This is a genomic window from Nocardia sp. NPDC046763 (assembly GCF_040645495.1).
Classification (GTDB): domain Bacteria; phylum Actinomycetota; class Actinomycetes; order Mycobacteriales; family Mycobacteriaceae; genus Nocardia.
Map to the genome: position 1 here is coordinate 1 of NZ_JBEYYI010000005.1, position 17,132 is coordinate 17,132.

Annotated in this window: 16 protein-coding genes; 8 read left to right on the forward strand and 8 right to left on the reverse strand. The window is 68.0% G+C overall.

The features are described from left to right. The first annotated feature begins 295 nt into the window (after positions 1 to 295). Together ABZ909_RS09495 and ABZ909_RS09500 are read left to right on the forward strand one after the other, a co-directional pair. The gene (locus ABZ909_RS09495; RefSeq protein ID WP_356997338.1) at positions 296 to 1,438 is read left to right on the forward strand and encodes an erythromycin esterase family protein; all 1,143 of its coding nucleotides are present in this window, start codon (positions 296 to 298) and stop codon (positions 1,436 to 1,438) included. A gap of 44 nt (positions 1,439 to 1,482) precedes the next feature. Beyond that, positions 1,483 to 2,538: a hypothetical protein gene (locus ABZ909_RS09500; RefSeq protein WP_356997340.1), complete on the forward strand. Its 1,056-nt coding sequence runs from the start codon at positions 1,483 to 1,485 to the stop codon at positions 2,536 to 2,538. A 25-nt stretch (positions 2,539 to 2,563) separates the two neighbouring features. Here the strand turns inward: ABZ909_RS09500 and ABZ909_RS09505 are convergent, their stop codons facing one another. The 4 genes from ABZ909_RS09505 to ABZ909_RS09520 all read right to left on the reverse strand — a co-directional run bounded on the left by ABZ909_RS09505 (position 2,564) and on the right by ABZ909_RS09520 (position 7,407). Continuing rightward, positions 2,564 to 3,784: a bifunctional 3,4-dihydroxy-2-butanone-4-phosphate synthase/GTP cyclohydrolase II gene (locus ABZ909_RS09505; RefSeq protein ID WP_356997342.1), complete on the reverse strand. Its 1,221-nt coding sequence runs from the start codon at positions 3,782 to 3,784 to the stop codon at positions 2,564 to 2,566. Positions 3,785 to 4,007: 223 nt separating this feature from the next. After that, a complete protein-coding gene (locus ABZ909_RS09510) occupies positions 4,008 to 5,816 on the reverse strand; it encodes an MFS transporter (RefSeq protein WP_356997343.1) in 1,809 nt (602 codons plus the stop codon). Between the two features lie 81 nt (positions 5,817 to 5,897). Continuing rightward, entirely contained in the window at positions 5,898 to 6,536 is a 639-nt protein-coding gene (locus tag ABZ909_RS09515) for a PadR family transcriptional regulator (protein WP_356997345.1), read from the reverse strand. Between the two features lie 37 nt (positions 6,537 to 6,573). After that, positions 6,574 to 7,407: an IclR family transcriptional regulator gene (locus ABZ909_RS09520; protein WP_356997346.1), complete on the reverse strand. Its 834-nt coding sequence runs from the start codon at positions 7,405 to 7,407 to the stop codon at positions 6,574 to 6,576. 234 nt (positions 7,408 to 7,641) lie between these two features. Here ABZ909_RS09520 and ABZ909_RS09525 point away from each other — a divergent pair, with 234 nt between their 5' ends. The 5 genes from ABZ909_RS09525 (at position 7,642) to ABZ909_RS09545 (ending at position 11,868) form a co-directional block, all read left to right on the forward strand. Beyond that, the gene (locus ABZ909_RS09525) at positions 7,642 to 8,157 is read left to right on the forward strand and encodes a flavin reductase family protein (protein ID WP_356997348.1); all 516 of its coding nucleotides are present in this window, start codon (positions 7,642 to 7,644) and stop codon (positions 8,155 to 8,157) included. Between the two features lie 159 nt (positions 8,158 to 8,316). Next, positions 8,317 to 9,489, forward strand: coding sequence for a Rieske 2Fe-2S domain-containing protein (locus ABZ909_RS09530; protein ID WP_356997350.1), 1,173 nt, complete (start codon positions 8,317 to 8,319; stop codon positions 9,487 to 9,489). Positions 9,490 to 9,500: 11 nt separating this feature from the next. Continuing rightward, entirely contained in the window at positions 9,501 to 9,746 is a 246-nt protein-coding gene (locus ABZ909_RS09535; RefSeq protein WP_356997352.1) for a hypothetical protein, read from the forward strand. A gap of 132 nt (positions 9,747 to 9,878) precedes the next feature. Beyond that, entirely contained in the window at positions 9,879 to 10,961 is a 1,083-nt protein-coding gene (locus tag ABZ909_RS09540) for a ferredoxin--NADP reductase (RefSeq protein ID WP_356997353.1), read from the forward strand. Positions 10,962 to 10,989: 28 nt separating this feature from the next. After that, on the forward strand, positions 10,990 to 11,868 hold the full coding sequence (locus ABZ909_RS09545) for a VOC family protein (RefSeq protein ID WP_356997355.1): 879 nt from the start codon (positions 10,990 to 10,992) through the stop codon (positions 11,866 to 11,868). Between the two features lie 48 nt (positions 11,869 to 11,916). Here the strand turns inward: ABZ909_RS09545 and ABZ909_RS09550 are convergent, their stop codons facing one another. Continuing rightward, a complete protein-coding gene (locus ABZ909_RS09550) occupies positions 11,917 to 12,792 on the reverse strand; it encodes a class I SAM-dependent methyltransferase (protein ID WP_356997356.1) in 876 nt (291 codons plus the stop codon). Positions 12,793 to 12,932: 140 nt separating this feature from the next. Beyond that, positions 12,933 to 14,657: a nitroreductase family deazaflavin-dependent oxidoreductase gene (locus ABZ909_RS09555; protein ID WP_356997358.1), complete on the reverse strand. Its 1,725-nt coding sequence runs from the start codon at positions 14,655 to 14,657 to the stop codon at positions 12,933 to 12,935. 117 nt (positions 14,658 to 14,774) lie between these two features. On the opposite strand from ABZ909_RS09555, the gene ABZ909_RS09560 reads away from it, so the two are divergent. Further along, positions 14,775 to 15,353 carry a TetR/AcrR family transcriptional regulator gene (locus tag ABZ909_RS09560; protein ID WP_356997360.1) on the forward strand — a complete coding sequence of 193 codons (579 nt, stop codon included), beginning with the start codon at positions 14,775 to 14,777 and terminating at the stop codon, positions 15,351 to 15,353. 3 nt (positions 15,354 to 15,356) lie between these two features. On the opposite strand, the gene ABZ909_RS09565 is transcribed toward ABZ909_RS09560, so the two are convergent. After that, entirely contained in the window at positions 15,357 to 16,103 is a 747-nt protein-coding gene (locus tag ABZ909_RS09565) for a short-chain dehydrogenase/reductase (RefSeq protein ID WP_356997361.1), read from the reverse strand. Positions 16,104 to 16,249: 146 nt separating this feature from the next. After that, complete coding sequence (locus ABZ909_RS09570) at positions 16,250 to 17,119, reverse strand: ribokinase (RefSeq protein ID WP_356997363.1); 870 nt, start codon at positions 17,117 to 17,119, stop codon at positions 16,250 to 16,252. Positions 17,120 to 17,132 lie beyond the last annotated feature (13 nt).

Here is a 17,132-nt window from a genome sequence, read left to right on the forward strand (position 1 = left end):
CTGCCGGAAGGTCGATCCCCGGCTTCACTACCGATCAGCACTGTCCCTCAACGGGCGCAAGCCATCACGTGGTGACCCCAACCCCGTGATCTGAATGAGTACCTCCCGCAATAGCCCCACATTCGGCTTCGAAGGGTGAGGGGGCTGGTAGGTGCAGGCGCGGACGTGAGCCCGGCCCCCCTCCCTTCTCCCGGCGTCTTTGTCTTTCAATCTTTTGATCCTTTGGGTTTTGGTTCTTCGGGCTCTGTCCCTTTGGGCTTGACCTGAACCTTGGTCGAGGTTGGAGAGTGGTGTCATGCCGACCGAAACCACACTCAGTGCAGCCCCCTTCGATGCCAACACGATCGACACCCTCGCGCAGTCACTGTCAGCCGCGACCGTGGTCGGGATCGGCGAGTCGACGCGTTTCGCTCAGGAGACTTTTGCCGTCCGCGACGAGTTGTTCCGAAATCTGGTCGTGCACCACGGATTCCGCACGCTTGCGGTCCAGGACAGCGCCGATGTCGGTGAGACCCTGGATGCCTACGTGCGAGAGGGTAGGGAGACGGCGGTGTCGGCCCTCGACCTGGCCTGGCGTCCCTGGCGCACAGCGGAGATGGCTGCGGCACTGACCTGGATTCGTGAGTTCAACGGGGCCCATCCCGGTGATGAAGTGCGCGTCATCGGCGTCAAGCCGGCCCAGGCCAAGCCGGAGGATTACGACGCCGTCCTCGATGCGGTCCGAACCCAGGACCCGGATAGCCTGGCCGGCCTCGCTGCTCATCTGGAGCCCATCCGCACCGCCCACACGCTGGACGAGCACGTCCAACGTGCCCGAGGTGTCCACCCGGGTCGCCCGTTCCTCGATCACGCCCGCGACGCCTCGACGCTCCTCGCCTCGATCCCGGATATCAGCGAAACCGTCCGGGCCCGAATGGCTCTGATCGAGGACTTTCACCGCCACAGCGTCGCGGGCCGCGGCAGCTACGCGGGTGAAGCCGAGCTGTGGGCCTCCTCGATCATCGGCCACCACCAGCGCACCGGACTGCGGACCGTGTACTGGGATGGCATATCGCATGTCTCCGCCGATGATGCGACTCTCGGTCTGGCCCGGGACCAGGTCTCCAAGTCCAGTGTGGGCAGCGTTCTGCGTGAGCATTTCGGCCACGACTACGCCCCGGTGGCCATCGGCTTCCACCACGGCGATGTCGGTGTGGCCGAGATCCCCGCCCCCGCACCGGATTTCCTGGACGCGACGCTGGGTGAGATGGGCCTTCCGAAACTCTGGCTCGACATGCGAACCGCCCCGATCGCGGCTCCCGCCAAGATGCGCGTGATCAGCGGCGTCTACGACCCCGTCCGGGATGCGGACGAGCACTTGGCGATTCGCGACCTGTCGAAGGCCTTCGACATTCTCGTCCACATCCGGGAGGTGACCCCGGTCCACTGGCTGCCGTGAATCCCACGGCCATCCAGTGCGTCTCCGTCACATACGCTGCCGCGGTGAGCGAAGACCTGAGTGAAGAGTTCCGGCACCCGACGGAAGAGCAACGGCGGCAGCGCAATGCGGAGGCCAACCAGTGGTGGGCGCGGAACTACGGACGCCGCGTGGAACTCGGAAGCTTCGGTCACGCCATGTCGGTATTGCTCGCCGCCGAACTCGATGCATGGTCCCGGACCGAGATCGACGGCGTCTACGCGAAATTGGGGTGGGAATCGACCGGGGACTCCGCTGAGCCGACTGCTGCGACCGCCGGAGGCGCGGAACTCGTCGCGGTAGAGACCCCGCGTTCGATCACGGCGCCGGGCTTCGGGTACGGGGAGATCAAACAGCTCCGGCTCTCGTACCCCTGTCCGCCCGCGCTCGTCGATCACGTGTTCACGACCGCGCTGGCCGAGTGCATCGGTGTCCTCGGCGAACCGGATCTGGTGGGCGGCCCGGGTGCCCTGGCGATCTGGCTGCGCCCCGACGACATCGTGACGCTGGGCCGATCGATCCGCCCGATCGAGGTGAGCCTGCGAATCGAGCCGCGCGGACCGCGCACGGTCGAGCGCGAATTCGACTGGGAGTACGACGAGGACCACCGGCCCACCGAGTGCTGGCTGGCGTGGCCGGACGAGTCGCGCCGCACGGAGGTCGGCGCCCTCGGATACAAGGAGCCCGACGCGGTGACCCTCGACGAACTCGACGACCACATCGACCGGTTGTTCCTCTCCCTGGCCGTGGATCTCCCGGTCCTGCATCCGCTGGTGCCGCACGCGGTCTGGGTTCTCACCCTCGCCGACGAGCCGGAATGGGTGGCGCAGGGCTTCTTCGCCTCCAACGCCCAGTCCCGCCTGGAGGTGCGCGAGGAGGGCGGGGCGCGCGGCCAGATGTTCAACCACGGTGTCGCCTCGGCGCGGCAGATCGCAGCGGAGACGCAAGCCGCCATTCGCCGCTCGGGCGCGAAATATCCGTCGGACTTGCGGTTTCAGGCGTGGCTGTCACCCTCGAAGCCCGGGTTGCAGGCCTTCCGGCTCGGGCTGCAGTGGGACGAGCGGGAGCCGGAGGACACCTGACGCCCGCACTACCCCGGGGATATGGCTACCCGACCGCGGGTATATGGGGGAGCTGGTGACTCATCCGATCGCGCTTGGTGGCGAGGTAGTGCACATTGTGCTCGGTCGGCTGGGTCTGCAGGGGGATTCGCGCGTGCACCGCGATGCCGTTGGCCTGCAGGCCGGACTGCTTCGCCGGGTTGTTGCTGAGCAGGCGCACCGACCGCACACGCAGATCGGCGAGAATGCGGGCGGCGGCGCCGTAGTCGCGGGCGTCGATGGGCAGGCCCAGGCGGACGTTCGCGTCCACGGTGTCCGCGCCCGCATCCTGGAGTTCGTAGGCGCGGAGCTTGTTGAGCAGGCCGATGCCCCGGCCCTCCTGGCCGCGCAGGTAGACGATGACGCCGCGCCCGGCCTCGGCGACGGCTTCCAGAGCGGCGTCGAGTTGCTCGCCGCAGTCGCAGCGCAGCGAGCCGAAGGCGTCGCCGGTGAGGCATTCGGAATGCACTCGGGCGAGGGTGTTTTCGCCCGACGGGTCGCCGTGGACGAGAGCGAGGTGTTCCGCGCCGGTGTGGGCGTCGGAGTAGCCGTAGACGCGGAAGTCGCCGAAGCGGGTGGGCAGTCGGGTCTCGACCACGCGGGTGATGCCGTGCTCCAGCTGCTTCCGATGCGCGATCAGGTCGGCGATGGAGACCAGCGGGATACCCCATTCCCGCGCCATGACCAGCAGATCGGGCAGGCGAGCCATGCTGCCGTCGTCATTGACGACCTCGGCGATGACACCGGCCGGACGCAGCCCGGCCAGCCGCATCAGGTCGACGGCGGCCTCGGTGTGGCCCGGACGACCCAGCACGCCACGGGGATTCGCGCGCAGCGGGAACACGTGCCCGGGCCGGGAGAGCTGGGCCGCGGTGGTGCGCGGGTCGGCCAGCAGGCGCATGGTGCAGGCGCGGTCGGCGGCCGAGATGCCGGTGCTGACACCGGAAACGGCGTCCACGGAGACGGTGTAGGCGGTGCCCTTGGGGTCCTCGTTGACCGAGGTCATCGGCGGCAGCTGGAGGCGGTCGCAGTCCTCGCCGGCCATGGGCACGCAGAGCACGCCGCTGGTGTGCCGCACCAGGAACGCGATGTTCTCCGCGGTCGCGTGCTCGGCGGCCAGGATCAGATCGCCTTCGTTCTCACGGCTCTCGTCGTCCACGACCAGCACCATGCCGCCGCGGGCCACCGCCGCCACCGCGGCTGCGATCGAGTCGAGTTCACCGGTCATCGTCGACCACCTCCTCCGGCCGCACGGGCTGGCGACCTATTTCCAATCGAAATATGACGAGTGCGGAACAACGAGGTGAGGTCCCGCTCAGCGGTCAGGAAAGTGCGGTCACTGCACGCCTCGGGTCATAGTGGTGACGGAGTTTTCCAGTACGCCACAACGGCCCGGAGGCGAATCGCCTCCGGGCCGTTGTTCATTCGGTTGTCAGTGCCTCACACGAGTGTCAGTGCGCGGCACCACCGGTGGCCGGGGTCCGGCCGTGCTTCATGATGAGCGCTCCGATCAGTGCCACCGCGGCCGAGATGGCCACGAAGTAGAAGCTGATCTCATAGCCCTTGTCGGCGTAGAGCAGCGGAATGTCCTTGGTGACCGGCGCCTGGCCCGCTACCGACACCACGGCCTTGACCGGATTCGCGGTCAGGAACGCGGTGGCCACCGCGAGACCGATGCCGGCGCCCATGGCCTGCATGACGCCCAGCATGCCCGCGCTGATGCCCTGCTGTTCCGCCGGCACGCCTTCCACTATGAGGTTCGGCGTGGATGCGTAGTACAGCGCGAACGCGATGCCGTAGACCGCGCTGATCAGCGCCTGCGTCTGCCAGCCGTGGGAGAGGGCAGCATAGGCCAGGCTGCTGCCGACGAAGATGACCAGCGCCGTCACCAGTGGCCAGCGGGCACCCGAGCGTCGGATCCACAGGCCGCCCAGGAAGCCGAAGAGCATGGCGATCAAGGACTGTGCGAGGGTCACGTGGGTGGCGAACTTCAGCAGCGAGAAGTTGTCGCCGTAGCTGTAGCCCGGCTGCAGATTCACCTTGACCATGTCCGGCGGCAAGTGCTGGTACACCATGTCCGGCGGCACCTGCGCGTTCACGACCTCGGGTGTCACCTGCGCATTCACCGTGTCCGTCAGCTTCTTGACCACGTCCGGCGGCAGGTCCACGCCCGGCGGCAGCGCAGCCTTGGCCTGTGCCTCGGCCGCGGCGAGCCCCTGTGCTCGCGCCTGGGTGAGAGCCTGGGCTTGTGCCTGGGCCAGGGCACCGGCCTTCACCTGGCCCCAGGTGGCGTCCTTGACCTGCGACACGACCTGATCGGACGGCGGCGACTGGGTCATGTAGCCGGTCGCGTAGGACTGGTAGCCGATCATGAACGAGGCCAGCAGACCGATGAAGAGCACCACGCTGACGCGCGGGTTGAACAGCAGCTTCATGTCCATGATCGGTTGCTTGGCACGCATTTCCACGATCGGGAACAGGGCGAGCAGCACCAGGCCGCCGATCAGCCACGCCAGCGTGGAGGGCTTGGTCCAGCCCCAGTCCTGGCCCTTGTCCAGGTAGAGCAGGGTGAGGGTGGCGCCCGCGCCGAGCAGCACCGCGCCGATGATGTCCAGGCGCTGCGGGGTGCGCAGCTTCGACTCCGGCACCACGATGATCAGCAGCGGAATCATGATCACGGTGAAGATGAACAGGAACCAGAACAGTCCGCGCCAACTGTAGTGATCGGTGATGTAGCCACCGATCAGCGGACCGGCGAGGGCGGACACGCCCAGACCTGTGGAGGCGATGCCGAGGCCGACGGGAACCAGCCTGCGCGGCATCAGGTCCCGAATCAGGCCGTAGGACACCACGGTCGTCGCGATGGCCGTCGCCTCCAGCGCGCGGCCCACGAGGAACACCGCCCAGTTGCTGGTGACGGCGCACATGGCGGTACCGATGAGGAACAGCACACCGCATACCAGGAACATCTTCTTCTTGCCCCAGATGTCGCTGAGCTTGCCGATCAGCGGGGACACGGCGGCACCGAAGATGCCGAAGACGATGATGGCCCAGTTGATGTTCGCGCCCTGATCGGGGAAGGTGGGCGCGATCTGTCGCAGTGCCGACGCGACCATGACGTACTGCATCGGGGAGACCTCGGTGAACAGCACGATGACCGCGAGGACCGACCAGATCCTCAGATTCGAGGCGCCGTCGAGGCGACCGGATTCGTCAGGCGCGGGGCTCGGTGGCACCGCGGTGTCGATGGAGGTGGACATGTGGCGTCCTCCAGTGTGGGTAGTAACACGATCGTGTGAACCGTGTCACGGCCACTGGGCGCCGACTATCACCAAGTCCGTTCAGTGGGAATCGCTGGAATTCTGCTTCTTCGCAGGCTTCCGGCGGCTACGCTGTCTCGCCAATTTGTCCAAATCCGCCAGCAGGTCCTCGGCGAATTCCTTTTCGGCCTCGTAATGCTTTACGCACCAGCGCAATACAGCGCTGGGATATGCCCAGTCCGGATTCACATCCGCGCCCTCGGCGTCGGCCTGTGCGCGCCGCCGCATGGTCTCGGTGTATTCGATGTGCTGGGTGAGGATTTCGCGCATGCGCTCGGGCTCGGCCAGGTGCCCCAGCCAGGCCCGCAGCATCACGCTGTGCTTGAGGACAGGGGCCTCGACGGGGGAGTGGTTGACCCAGTTCGACGCCGCTTCGCGCCCGCTCTCGGTAATGGCGTACATGCGTTTGCCGCGCATGCCGTCCTCGGACACCACGGTCCGGGAGATCGCGTAGCCGTGCTTTTCCAAACGCTTGAGCTCGGCGTAGATCTGGCTGAACGACGGACTCCAATAGAAGAACTGCAGACTCCAGTCGGCCCATTTCTTCAGGTCGTATCCGGACAGTTCTTCGGCGTGCGAGAGCATTCCGAGAACCGCCCACGCCGTTGTGGGAAGTTCCGGAATCGCCTGCGCCTCTTCGGCGGGCACGCCATCGGTCATGATCGAACTGTATCGCCCCCGCATGCCCTGTCTCCGCTCAACGCCAGTGGCCGCGACGCGGGAACAGGGTGCGGCCGGCCTCGTGCGCGACCTCGAGCACGACGCGGGCCAGCCGGTCGTAGCTCATGCCGTCGGCGCGGCCGGACAGCGACAGCGCGGCGGGCGCGGTGCCACGGCCCCGCAGCGGCGCTGCGACACAGGCGATTCCGGCGACGGCCTCCTCGCGGTCGATGGCCACGCCCTGCCGCATGCGAATCTGTTGCAGCTCGCGCGAGAGCGCCTCGGGCTCGCAGATGGTGCGCGGGGTCAGGCGCGGCAGCCGGGTGCGCAGCGCGGCCTCGGCGATGTTCGGCTCCAGGCAGGCGAGCATGGCCTTGCCGAGTGCGGTGGCGTGCGCGGGCATCCGGCCACCCAGGCGGGTGGGCAGGCTGGCGGCGAAGCGGCCACCGGCCTTGTCCAGGTAGACCACGTCGCGGCCGTCCAGGACGGCCAGGTGTCCGACCATGCCGGTGCGCTGGCTCAGCTCGTGCAGCAGCGGGGACACGGCATCGCGAATCTCGTTGTGGTCGGCGGTGAGTCCGCCGAGTTCGAGTGCGCGCATGCCCAGCCGGTAGCCGCCCGAGGTGTGGGCGAGCCAGCGCAGCTTGATCATCTGGTCGAGGATCCGGTGCACGGTGGACCGCGGCAGCCCGGTGCGCTCGACCAGGCCGAGCAGCGTGAGGGTGGGGGTGGATGCGTCGAATGCGTCGAGGATCAAGGTCATCCGCTCGATCATCGAGACGGGAACGTCGGCGCCGGCGCGAGATTCTTTGGCGCGCATGGGGTTGTGCGTGTGTCGGGTCTCCGCCGGGGGCAGCATGGTGACGGACATATGTACCTCCGTTGGTTCATATCCAGTCTAGGACTATTCCGATTAGGCATGTACCTAGTTCGGAGCTTGTGCTACCCATCACAGTGCCCTGTGCCACAACCTGCGGAATCGGGAGAACTACGTAAAACCTACGCATCCGTGTCCCGATCACCGAACCACGGAGTTGACGCCTCCTGCGCGCGACCTGCTGTCATGACTGCTAGCTATATTTCGGATCGAAATAAGGAGGCGCCGGTGCTTACTGGTGTCAATGTGCCCGGCGGCCGGACACCGGCCATCGACGCGACGGCATTCAAGACCGTTCTCGGCAGATTCTGCTCGGGAGTCACCGTGATCACCGCCCTTGACGAGGACGAACCTCTCGGCTTCGCCTGCCAGTCGTTCGCATCGCTGTCCATCGACCCGCCGCTGGTGAGCTTCTTCCCGGCGCGGACCTCGAGCACGTGGCCGAGAATCCGTGAGGTGGGCCGGTTCTGCGTGAACATCCTGGCCGACGATCAGGCCGAGATCTGCCGCCAGCTCGGGCGGCCGGGCGCCGACAAGTTCGCGGGCGTGGAGTGGATCGCCTCGGAGAACGGCTCGCCCTTGCTCGCCGGTGCCATGGCCTCCATCGACTGCGAGCTGTACGACGAAGCCGACGGCGGTGACCACACCATCGTCATCGGCCGCGTGACCTGCTTGAATGAGCATTCCGAGGCGAAGCCGCTGCTGTTCTACCGCGCGGCGTTCGGTCGTCTCGACACGCGGTAGGCACGGTCGTCCCGAGCATCGGCGGGCGTAGTCGTCCCGGCCATCGGTTGGCGCGGTCGTCTCGTCCATCAGTAGTCACAGCCCGGCCAGTGAGACTGCGCTGTCGTCGCCGTCACATCGGCCGCAACCATCGAAGCAAGGCAAGGGAGAGGAATTCACATGACCACCATGGACGGTGAGGTGCGGGTCATCGACGCGGGCAAGCCCCCGGCGCGATTCGCGCGCGGCTGGCACTGCCTGGGCCTGGCCGACTCCTTCCGCGATGGAAAGCCGCACACCGTCAAGGCTTTCGGCACCGAGGTCGTGGTGTTCGCGGCCGAGGACGGCGCCCTCAACGTGCTCAACGCGTACTGCCCCCACATGGGCGGCAACCTGGCCGACGGCACCGTCAAGGGCGACTCCATCGCCTGCCCGTTCCACGACTGGCGCTGGAACGGCAAGGGCAAGTGCACCGGCATCCCCTACGCGCGCCGCGTGCCCCCGCTGGCCCGTACCAAGGCGTGGCCGACCATGGTCGAGAACAAGATGCTGTTCGTCTGGAACGACCCGGAGGGCAAGCAGCCCCCGGCCGAGCTGGCGATCCCGCGCATCGACGCCGCCTTCGACGACGAGTGGACCGACTGGACCTGGAACTCGATGATCGTCGACGCCAACTGCCGCGAGGTCGTCGACAACGTGGTGGACATGGCGCACTTCTTCTACGTGCACTACGGCTTCCCGACCTTCTTCAAGAACGTCTTCGAGGGTCACACCGCCAGCCAGTACATGACCTCCGTGTCGCGTGAGGACATGATGGGCGAGACCGCCAAGGCGCTGGGCGGCAAGAACGTCCTGCAGTCGGAGGCCTCCTACTACGGGCCCTCCTACATGATCGACTACCTGAAGAGCGAGAGCCCGAACGGCCTTGTCGTCGAGGGGTATCTGATCAACTGCCACTACCCGATCAACGAGAACCAATTCGTGCTCATGTACGGCGCGATCGCCAAGAAGCCGGAGGGCGTGCCCGCCGAGCAGGCGCAGGAGATCGCCGAGAAGTTCGTCGGCGGCCTGGGCAAGGGCTTCGAGCAGGACGCGGCCATCTGGAAGAGCAAGTCGCGCATCAACAATCCGCTGCTGTGCGAGGAGGACGGGCCGGTCTACCAGCTGCGTCGCTGGTACGAGCAGTTCTACGTGGACGCGGCCGAGGTCAAGGAAGAGATGACCGACCGCTTCGAGTACGAGGTGGACACCACCCGCGCGGTCACCGCGTGGGAGGCGGAGGTCGCCGAAAATATCGCCAAGCGCGAAGCCGCCGTTGCGAGCAACGTCTCCGACGTAATGGCGCGGGGCTGAGAGACGCTGCCATGGACAAGGTTTCGTGCCGGTCCTGCGGGACGTGCGTGCTGGCGGAGAAGTACAGCGACCAGCACACCAGCGTGCAGTGGAACAGGGACGCGCAGGCCGCCTGCACGGAACTCGCGGACACCGGGCTGCGAGTTCACACGTGCCGGGCGCTGCGGGCCAGCATCGACGAGGCCGTCGCCTCGGGTGCGTTGACCGTCAGCACGCGTGACGTCGACGTTCGTACTCGCGGGCGAACTCTGGCCTGAGCGGAGTCGCCGGCTGCGGTCGGCGTACTCCGGGTGGGCCTCCCGACATCGTCGGCGGTCGGCCCCGCGTATCGGATACCCGTCCGTGACGGGGTCGAAACTGACAGCACAGGAATGGAACTGGTGGAACGGATGACGGTCACGGACTTCGAGGTGGACGCGGCTGTGGAAGCCGCTCAGGTGAGCGGGATCACAGCGGTGCGGATCGTGCGCGTGGTGCGCGAGACCGCCGACGCGGTGTCGCTCGAGCTGGCGCCGGACGCCGCGCACGCCGACCGGTTCTCGTATCGTCCGGGACAGTTCCTGACCCTGCGCATCCCGAGCGATCTCACCGGGTCGGTGAGCCGCTGCTATTCGCTGTCCAGCGCGCCGCACGAGGGCGGTCCGCTGAAGGTCACCGTCAAGCGGACCGTCGACGGCTACGGCTCGAACTGGCTGTGCGACAACGCCACCGAGGGCCTGACCCTGGACGTGCTGCCACCCGCCGGCATCTTCACCCCGGAGTCGCTGGACACCGACCTGCTGCTGTTCGCCGGCGGCAGCGGCGTCACGCCGGTGCTGTCCATCCTGAAATCCGTGCTGGCGCAGGGTTCCGGCCACTGCACGCTGATCTACGCCAACCAGCACGAGAATTCGGTTATCTTCGCCGAGGAGCTCGCGGAACTGGCTGCCGCGCACCCGGATCGGCTCCTGGTGCTGCATTGGCTGCAGTCGGTGCAGGGCTTGCCGAGCGTGGCCGGCCTGGCCGCGATGGCGCGTCCCTGGGCGGGCCGGGAGGTTTTCGTCTGCGGTCCCGGTCCGTTCATGGACGCGGTCGCGGCGGCCATGGCCGAGCTCGGCGCGGACCGCAAGCGTGTCCACTCGGAGAAGTTCGTCTCATTGTCCGGCAACCCGTTCGAGATCGACACGGCCGCAACCGAGGTGGTGGCCGACGACGGGGACGCCGCCCTCGCGCGGGTCGAGCTCGACGGCGAGAACCACGAGCTGACCTGGCCGCGGCAGCAGACCCTGCTCGACACCATGCTCGCCAAGGGCCTGGACGCTCCGTACTCGTGCAAGGAGGGCGCGTGCAGCGCCTGCGTGTGCCGGGTGGTCTCCGGCGAGGTGAGCATGCGCCGCAATGAAATTCTGGAGGAGGAGGACATCGCCGACGGCTATGTGCTCGCCTGCCAGGCCGTTCCGGTCACCGACGACGTCACCGTCACCTATTCCTGATATCCCGAATCTTCCGAGGAGTATCACCATGGCTGCCTTCGCCTCGCTCGGCTACGTGCGCGCCCAGATCGCCGATGTGGACGCCTGGCGCGCATTCGCCTTCGACACCATCGGTTTCGCCGAAGGCTCCGGCCCGAACGCCGATTCGGTGTACCTGCGCGTCGACGAGCACACCTACCGGCTCGAGCTGGTGCCCGGCGACCGCGACGCGGTCATCGCCGTCGGCTGGCAGGTCGCCGACCGGCGCTCGCTGGAGCTGGTGCGCGAGATCCTGGAGAAGGCAGGCGTCGCGGTCACCGCGCTGACGCTCGCCGAGGCCGCCAACCGGCACGTCGAGGAGGCCATCGCCTTCGTCGATCCCTCCGGGTTCACCATCGAGGTCTTCCACGGCCCGCTGCTGGACCACAGCCCGGTGGTGGGCAAGTTCGGCAACCGGTTCGTCACCGGGGACCTGGGTCTGGGCCACGTGGTGCTGCCGGTGCGCGATATCGAAGAGGCGCGCAAGTTCTATACCGAGGTGCTGGGCTTCGCCTCCCGCGGCTCGTTCCGGGTCGGCCCGCCCGAGCACCCGATCTGGATCCGCTTCATGGGCGTCAATGCCCGCCACCACAGCCTGGCGCTCATCCCGGGCTCGCGGCCGGACGGCCCGGGCATCGTGCACGTGATGGTCGAGGTGGACTCGCTCGACGATGTGGGCCGCGCCCTGGACCGCGTGAACAAGGCGGGCTACCACCTGTCCTCCACGCTGGGCCGCCACACCAACGACAAGATGATCTCCTTCTACGTTCGCACCCCGGGCAACTGGGATCTCGAATTCGGTTGCGAGGGCATGCTCGTCGGCGACGACTACGTCGCCGAGGAGATGACCGCCGACAGCTACTGGGGCCACGAGTGGGCCAGGGGCTGACCCGCCCGCAACACCATGCGCTCGCCGGAGCCGCCCGGGAACCCACATTCAGATCCTGGTTCGTCCCGGAATGTGAGCGCGCACCAGCCGGCAGAAGTCGACCGGGCGCAGGCCGTCCGCGCGCTGCCAGAGGGCGGCGTCGACGGCGGTGTGCTGCGAAATGTGTTCGGCCACAGCGAATCCGTGCCGATCGAGCAGCGCTGTCACGGACTCGGGTGAGAAGAAGCTGAGCATCGGCTCACCCTGTTCCGCGGTGGCGGCGAGCGCGAATTCGGCGAAGACACGGCCGGATTCGTCGCGCAGCTCCGGGAGCAGCGCGTACTCCATCACCAATTCGGTGCCGGGCGCCCAGTCCGACAGCGTGCCCAGGGTGGCGCCGATCGCCGATTCGGTGAGATACATGGTGACGCCCAGCCAGCTCACCAGGGCGGGCCGATTCACGTCGAAGCCGTGGGCCGTCAATTCCGCGGCCAGGTCGTCGCGTTCGAAATCGACGCCGACGAATTCGACCGTGGAGACGTCGATTCCGGCGGCGGCGAGCAATTCCCGCTTCCATGCCTGGGTGGCGGGATGGTCCACCTCGTAGACCGCGACCCGCGCGTCCAGGGGCGAGCGGTAGGCGAAGGTGTCCAGGCCCGCGCCCAGGATCAGGTACTGCTCGAAGTCGCCGGCCGCCAGCCGGGCCTCGGTGTAGTGGCTGCGAGCGCTGACCTGGGACCTGGTGCCGCTGAGCACCGGGTGATCGCCGAACTCGCGGTGATAGGAGATGAGTTCGGCGGCCCGCTCGCCCAGCAGCGTCTCGGCCACGGTGTCCTGGAACAGATGCGGCGCGCGGTCCACGATCAGATGCGCCGCACGACCGGCCGCCGCCATCATCGCGGTCCGGCTCGGGCCCCTGTTGTCCGTCGAGCCGTTGTCCATCATTCTCCCTCCACGTTCGGAAACGCGGCAGCCCGCCATCGGTAATCGCTGCCGCGAGATCCGATGGTAGACAGGAGAATTTGATTTCGATTTCACCATATCACACGGAAATAAATTCCCGATTACGGTGCAATTCCGTCGGACTATCGATCGGTGAAGGTGATCCGGACCGTCACCGGATCGCTCTCCAGCGCCGCGAAGACACCGCGGGTGAACGGGGCCAGCGCCGGATGCGGGGCGAAGGTGCGGGCACGGGCCACCACATCGTCGTCGGGGAGCAGCACGGCGGTGCCGGTGCGCCAGCCATCACCCTGGCGGACACGGACATTCGGGTCGGCCGCGAGGTTCAGGCCCCAGCCCGACCGCATTCCGTGCTGGCAGATGGCCCACGCGCCCTCGTCGTCGAACAGCAGCGACACCGGCACGCGGCGCGGCTGCCCGGACTTGCGGCCGACGGTTTCGATCTCGCTGGCGAAGGCGGTGCGGATACCGATCCGGTCCAGGGCACGGACGGTCGGGTTCATCACGTAGCGGCCCATGGCGCGCTCGGTGCGGAACTTGCGGGCCGCCCGATCGGCGGCGGTGCGCGGGGCCGCGGACCGTTTGCTGCGGAAGGCGTCGAAGCCGTTGCGGCGCAGCATGGTCACCGCCGTCAGCCAGGGCGAGCGGTCGGGATCGGGGTCCTTGCCGGCGCCGAGCCGGTGCAGCTGGTCGGTGTGCCACTGCAGGTCGAGCGCGCCGTCGAAGGACTTGAGGCCGCCATTGGCGGCCAGGCGCGGGGGCAGGCCCAGCGAGATGTGCGGCGGGCGCAGCGCGTCGGTGCGCTCCGTGAGCAGATCGGCTGCGGCGCTGGGGATCACGGCCGTGGGACGGCCCAGGCCGACCAGGTCGCAGGTGCCGCCGGCCAGCGCGTCGGACATGGCGGCGCGGGAGCGGAAGCCGCCGGTCACCGCGATCGGGACCGAGCCCGCGGCCTGCCGGGCGGTCTCGGCATAGTCCAGGAAGTACGCCTCGCGGGCACGGGTGCTGGCCGACGCCGTGCGCGGCCGGCCCATCATGGCGGGGGATTCATAACTGCCGCCGCTGATTTCGAACAGATCCACCTGCTCTCCGGACAGCTCCTCGATGACCGTGCGCGACTCGTCCTCGGTGAAGCCGCCGCGCTGGAAGTCGGCCGAATTGAGTTTGATACCCAGCCCGAAGCCCGGGCTCACCGCCGCGCGGATGCTGCGTGCCACCTCGACCACGAATTGCCGCCGCCGCTCGGCGTCGCCGCCCCAGGCGTCGGTGCGCTGATTCGACAGCGGGGACAGGAACTGCGAGACCAGATAGCCGTGCGCGCCGTGGATCTGGACGCCGTCGAATCCGGCGGCCTCGGCGACCCGGGCGGCGCGGCCGAAGCGGGCGATGATGTCGAGGATCTCGTCCTCGGTCAGCTCGCGCGGGGCGGGCACGCCGGGGATACCCATGGCGATGGCCGAGGGCGCGACCGCGCGGGTGCGGGTGACGATCGGATTGGCCTGCCGTCCAGGATGATTCAGTTGCACCCAGACCTTGGCGCCGCCGTCCTTGGCGACCTTGGCCCAGCGGGTGAGGGCCTCCAGGTGCCGTTCGTCCTCGATGGCCACATTGCCGGGTTCGCCGCAGTGACGGCGGTCGACCATGACATTGCCGGTGACGATGAGGCCGTAGCCGCCGTGGCTCCAGCGGCCGTACAGTCGTTCCAGCCGCGCGTCGGGGGCATTGTCCGTGTTCGCCAGCCCTTCGCTCAGGGCGGATTTCATAATCCGATTGGGTAGTACCTGACCGCTGGCCAGTGGCAGGGAATCGTGCAGAGTCGACTGTCGTGCGGTGGATGCTGACGGCATGGTGTGGGCCCCGATTCCTCGTCGAAGAGTTGAGCTGCGGACTACACTCAGGTAGACCAATCGGTATATCCGAAAACGGTAGTACACCGATCGGTATACAGCAAGGAGGAACCGTCCATGGGTGCCCGCGACCGCCTCATCGACAGCGCTATCGCCCTGATGCGGTGCAATGGCATCGCCGGGACCGGCATCGCGCAGCTGCTCGATCACAGCGGCATCTCCCGCCGGTCGATCTACTTGAACTTCCCGGGCGGGAAATCCGAACTGGTCGCCGAGGCCACCCGGACCGCGGGGCAGGCCACCAGCGCACTCATGCGAACCGTCACCGCCGGCACCGATCTGGCCGGCGCCATCGCCGCCTTCCCGGCCCTGTGGCGGGACGTGGTGGTCGCGAGTGACTTCACCGCGGGCTGCCCGATCGTGGCCGCGGCGCTCGGTCGATCGGAATCGCCCGAGGCGGCCGACGTGGCGGGGGAGACCTTCAGCGAGTGGGAGGGCATCCTCGCCGACCGGCTCGAGGCCGAAGCCGTGGAGCCCGCCACCGCCCGCTCCTTGGCGACCACCATCATCGCGGCGGTCGAGGGCGCGGTCGTCATGTCGCTGGCGACCCGCTCGACCGCACCCCTCGAACGGGCCGGCAAGCAGATGGCCGACCTGGTCGCCCTGCACACGGGCAAGACGACCTCGGTCGCCTGAGCCTCAGATCAGGCTCAGGCCGCCGTCGATGGTGACGATGGTGCCGGTGGTGTAGCCGGACCGGTCCGAGGCGAGAAACGCTGCCATATCGGCGATTTCGCGCGGACGGGCCGGGCGGCCGAAGGGGAAGTTCGCCGCCATCTCGGCGAAGCGGCCATTGGTCTCGATCAGTGTGGTGATGCGCGAGGTGGCCACCGGGCCCGGATTGATGCCGACCACCCGGATGCCGTCGCGCCAGCTGCGGCTGCCCAGCGCGCGGGTGAACGCCATGAGCGCCGCGTTGCCGGTGCTGCCCGCGATGTACTCGGCATCGGGTCGCTCGCCCGCCGAGCCGATGACGTTCACGATGACGCCGCCGCCGCGCTGCGTCATATCCGCGTAGATGCGGCGGCTCAGGTCGATGTACCCGAAGACCTTGAGTTCCCATGCGTGCCGCCAGGTTTCGGCGTCGACGGCCGCCAGCGGCCCGGCCGGAATGTCACCGGCATTGTTGACCAGGATGTCCGGCGCGCCGACCGCGTCCGCCAGCCCGGTGAGATCCTCAGCCGACCGCAGGTCCACAGGGTGTGAGCACACCCGCACCCCGTACTCGGCGCGCAGTTGCTCGCCGAGCTCGTCCAGCCGCTCCTTGCTGCGGGCGGCCAGATGCAGATGGCAGCCCTCCGCGGCGAGTACCCGCGCGATCTCCGCGCCGATGCCCGCCGACGCGCCGGTCACGAGCGCGGTTCTGCCGGCCAGTCCCAAATCCATTGGCCCATCTCCTGAATCTTGTGTCCGATGCCGATGCCAAACGAAGTGGACATCCGCACGGTTCATTTCTTGGTCGAATGTCCACTTGATTGGAGTGCGCCGGAGGTCGCCGGTTATTCCCGAACGTCACACCGTCCCCGGGGGGACTAACGCGCCCCGGTCTCCGCGAGCAGCCGCTCGATCTCCGCCGACGCCGGAATCGACACGCTGGCACCCAGTTTTGTGGTGGCCAACGCCCCCGCCGTGCAGGCCCAGGCCAGAGCGGTGGCGGGGCCTTCGTGCCAGTGGGCGGCCAGCGCCCCGGTGAAGGCGTCGCCCGCGCCGGTGGTGTCCACCACCGCTACCCGCACGCCGGGGTGGGTCATCGCGAGACCGTCCGGCCCGCAATAGGACGCGCCCGCGGCGCCGAGGGTGGTGATGACGTGCGGGACGTCGGCGAGCGCGGAGGCCAGCCGCGCCGACTCGCCCTCGTTGACCACCGCGACATCGACCTCGGCCCACAGCTCGGCCGGAAGATCCTGTACCGGTGAGGGATTCAGCACCACCACGGTGCCGTTGGCCCGGGCGTGGCGGGCCGCGGCGAGCACGGTCGGCACCGGAATCTCCAACTGGCACATGAGCACATCGGCGGCGGCGATCGTATCCAGGTCTGCCGCAGTCAGTTCCGTCATCCGGCCGTTGGCGCCCGCCACCACGATGATGGTGTTCTCGCCGCCCTCGTCCACCACGATGGTCGCGATCCCGCTGGGCCCCTCGACCTCCCGCAGCCGCGACACCCCGACCCCATTCTCCCGCAGCACCGTTCGCAGGGCCTCGGCGAACACATCCCCGCCGACCGCCCCCACGAACTCGACCTCGGCTCCGGCCCGCCGCGCGGCGATCGCCTGATTCGACCCCTTCCCGCCCGGAACCAGCGCGAACCCGTCCCCGGACACCGTCTCGCCGGCCCCCGGCCGCCGCCTCACGGTCGTCACCAGATCCATGTTGATGCTGCCCACCACCGCAATTCGCGCCATGGTCCGGACCGTA

Coding starts and splice junctions, on each gene's coding strand:
- ABZ909_RS09495 (WP_356997338.1), top strand. CDS start 296: ATGCCGACCGAAACCACACTCAGTGCAGCCCCCTTCGATGCCAACACG.
- ABZ909_RS09505 (WP_356997342.1), bottom strand. CDS start 3,784: ATGACCGGTGAACTCGACTCGATCGCAGCCGCGGTGGCGGCGGTGGCC.
- ABZ909_RS09510 (WP_356997343.1), bottom strand. CDS start 5,816: ATGTCCACCTCCATCGACACCGCGGTGCCACCGAGCCCCGCGCCTGAC.
- ABZ909_RS09515 (WP_356997345.1), bottom strand. CDS start 6,536: ATGACCGATGGCGTGCCCGCCGAAGAGGCGCAGGCGATTCCGGAACTT.
- ABZ909_RS09520 (WP_356997346.1), bottom strand. CDS start 7,407: ATGTCCGTCACCATGCTGCCCCCGGCGGAGACCCGACACACGCACAAC.
- ABZ909_RS09530 (WP_356997350.1), top strand. CDS start 8,317: ATGACCACCATGGACGGTGAGGTGCGGGTCATCGACGCGGGCAAGCCC.
- ABZ909_RS09535 (WP_356997352.1), top strand. CDS start 9,501: ATGGACAAGGTTTCGTGCCGGTCCTGCGGGACGTGCGTGCTGGCGGAG.
- ABZ909_RS09540 (WP_356997353.1), top strand. CDS start 9,879: ATGACGGTCACGGACTTCGAGGTGGACGCGGCTGTGGAAGCCGCTCAG.
- ABZ909_RS09545 (WP_356997355.1), top strand. CDS start 10,990: ATGGCTGCCTTCGCCTCGCTCGGCTACGTGCGCGCCCAGATCGCCGAT.
- ABZ909_RS09550 (WP_356997356.1), bottom strand. CDS start 12,792: ATGATGGACAACGGCTCGACGGACAACAGGGGCCCGAGCCGGACCGCG.
- ABZ909_RS09555 (WP_356997358.1), bottom strand. CDS start 14,657: ATGCCGTCAGCATCCACCGCACGACAGTCGACTCTGCACGATTCCCTG.
- ABZ909_RS09560 (WP_356997360.1), top strand. CDS start 14,775: ATGGGTGCCCGCGACCGCCTCATCGACAGCGCTATCGCCCTGATGCGG.
- ABZ909_RS09565 (WP_356997361.1), bottom strand. CDS start 16,103: ATGGATTTGGGACTGGCCGGCAGAACCGCGCTCGTGACCGGCGCGTCG.
- ABZ909_RS09570 (WP_356997363.1), bottom strand. CDS start 17,119: ATGGCGCGAATTGCGGTGGTGGGCAGCATCAACATGGATCTGGTGACG.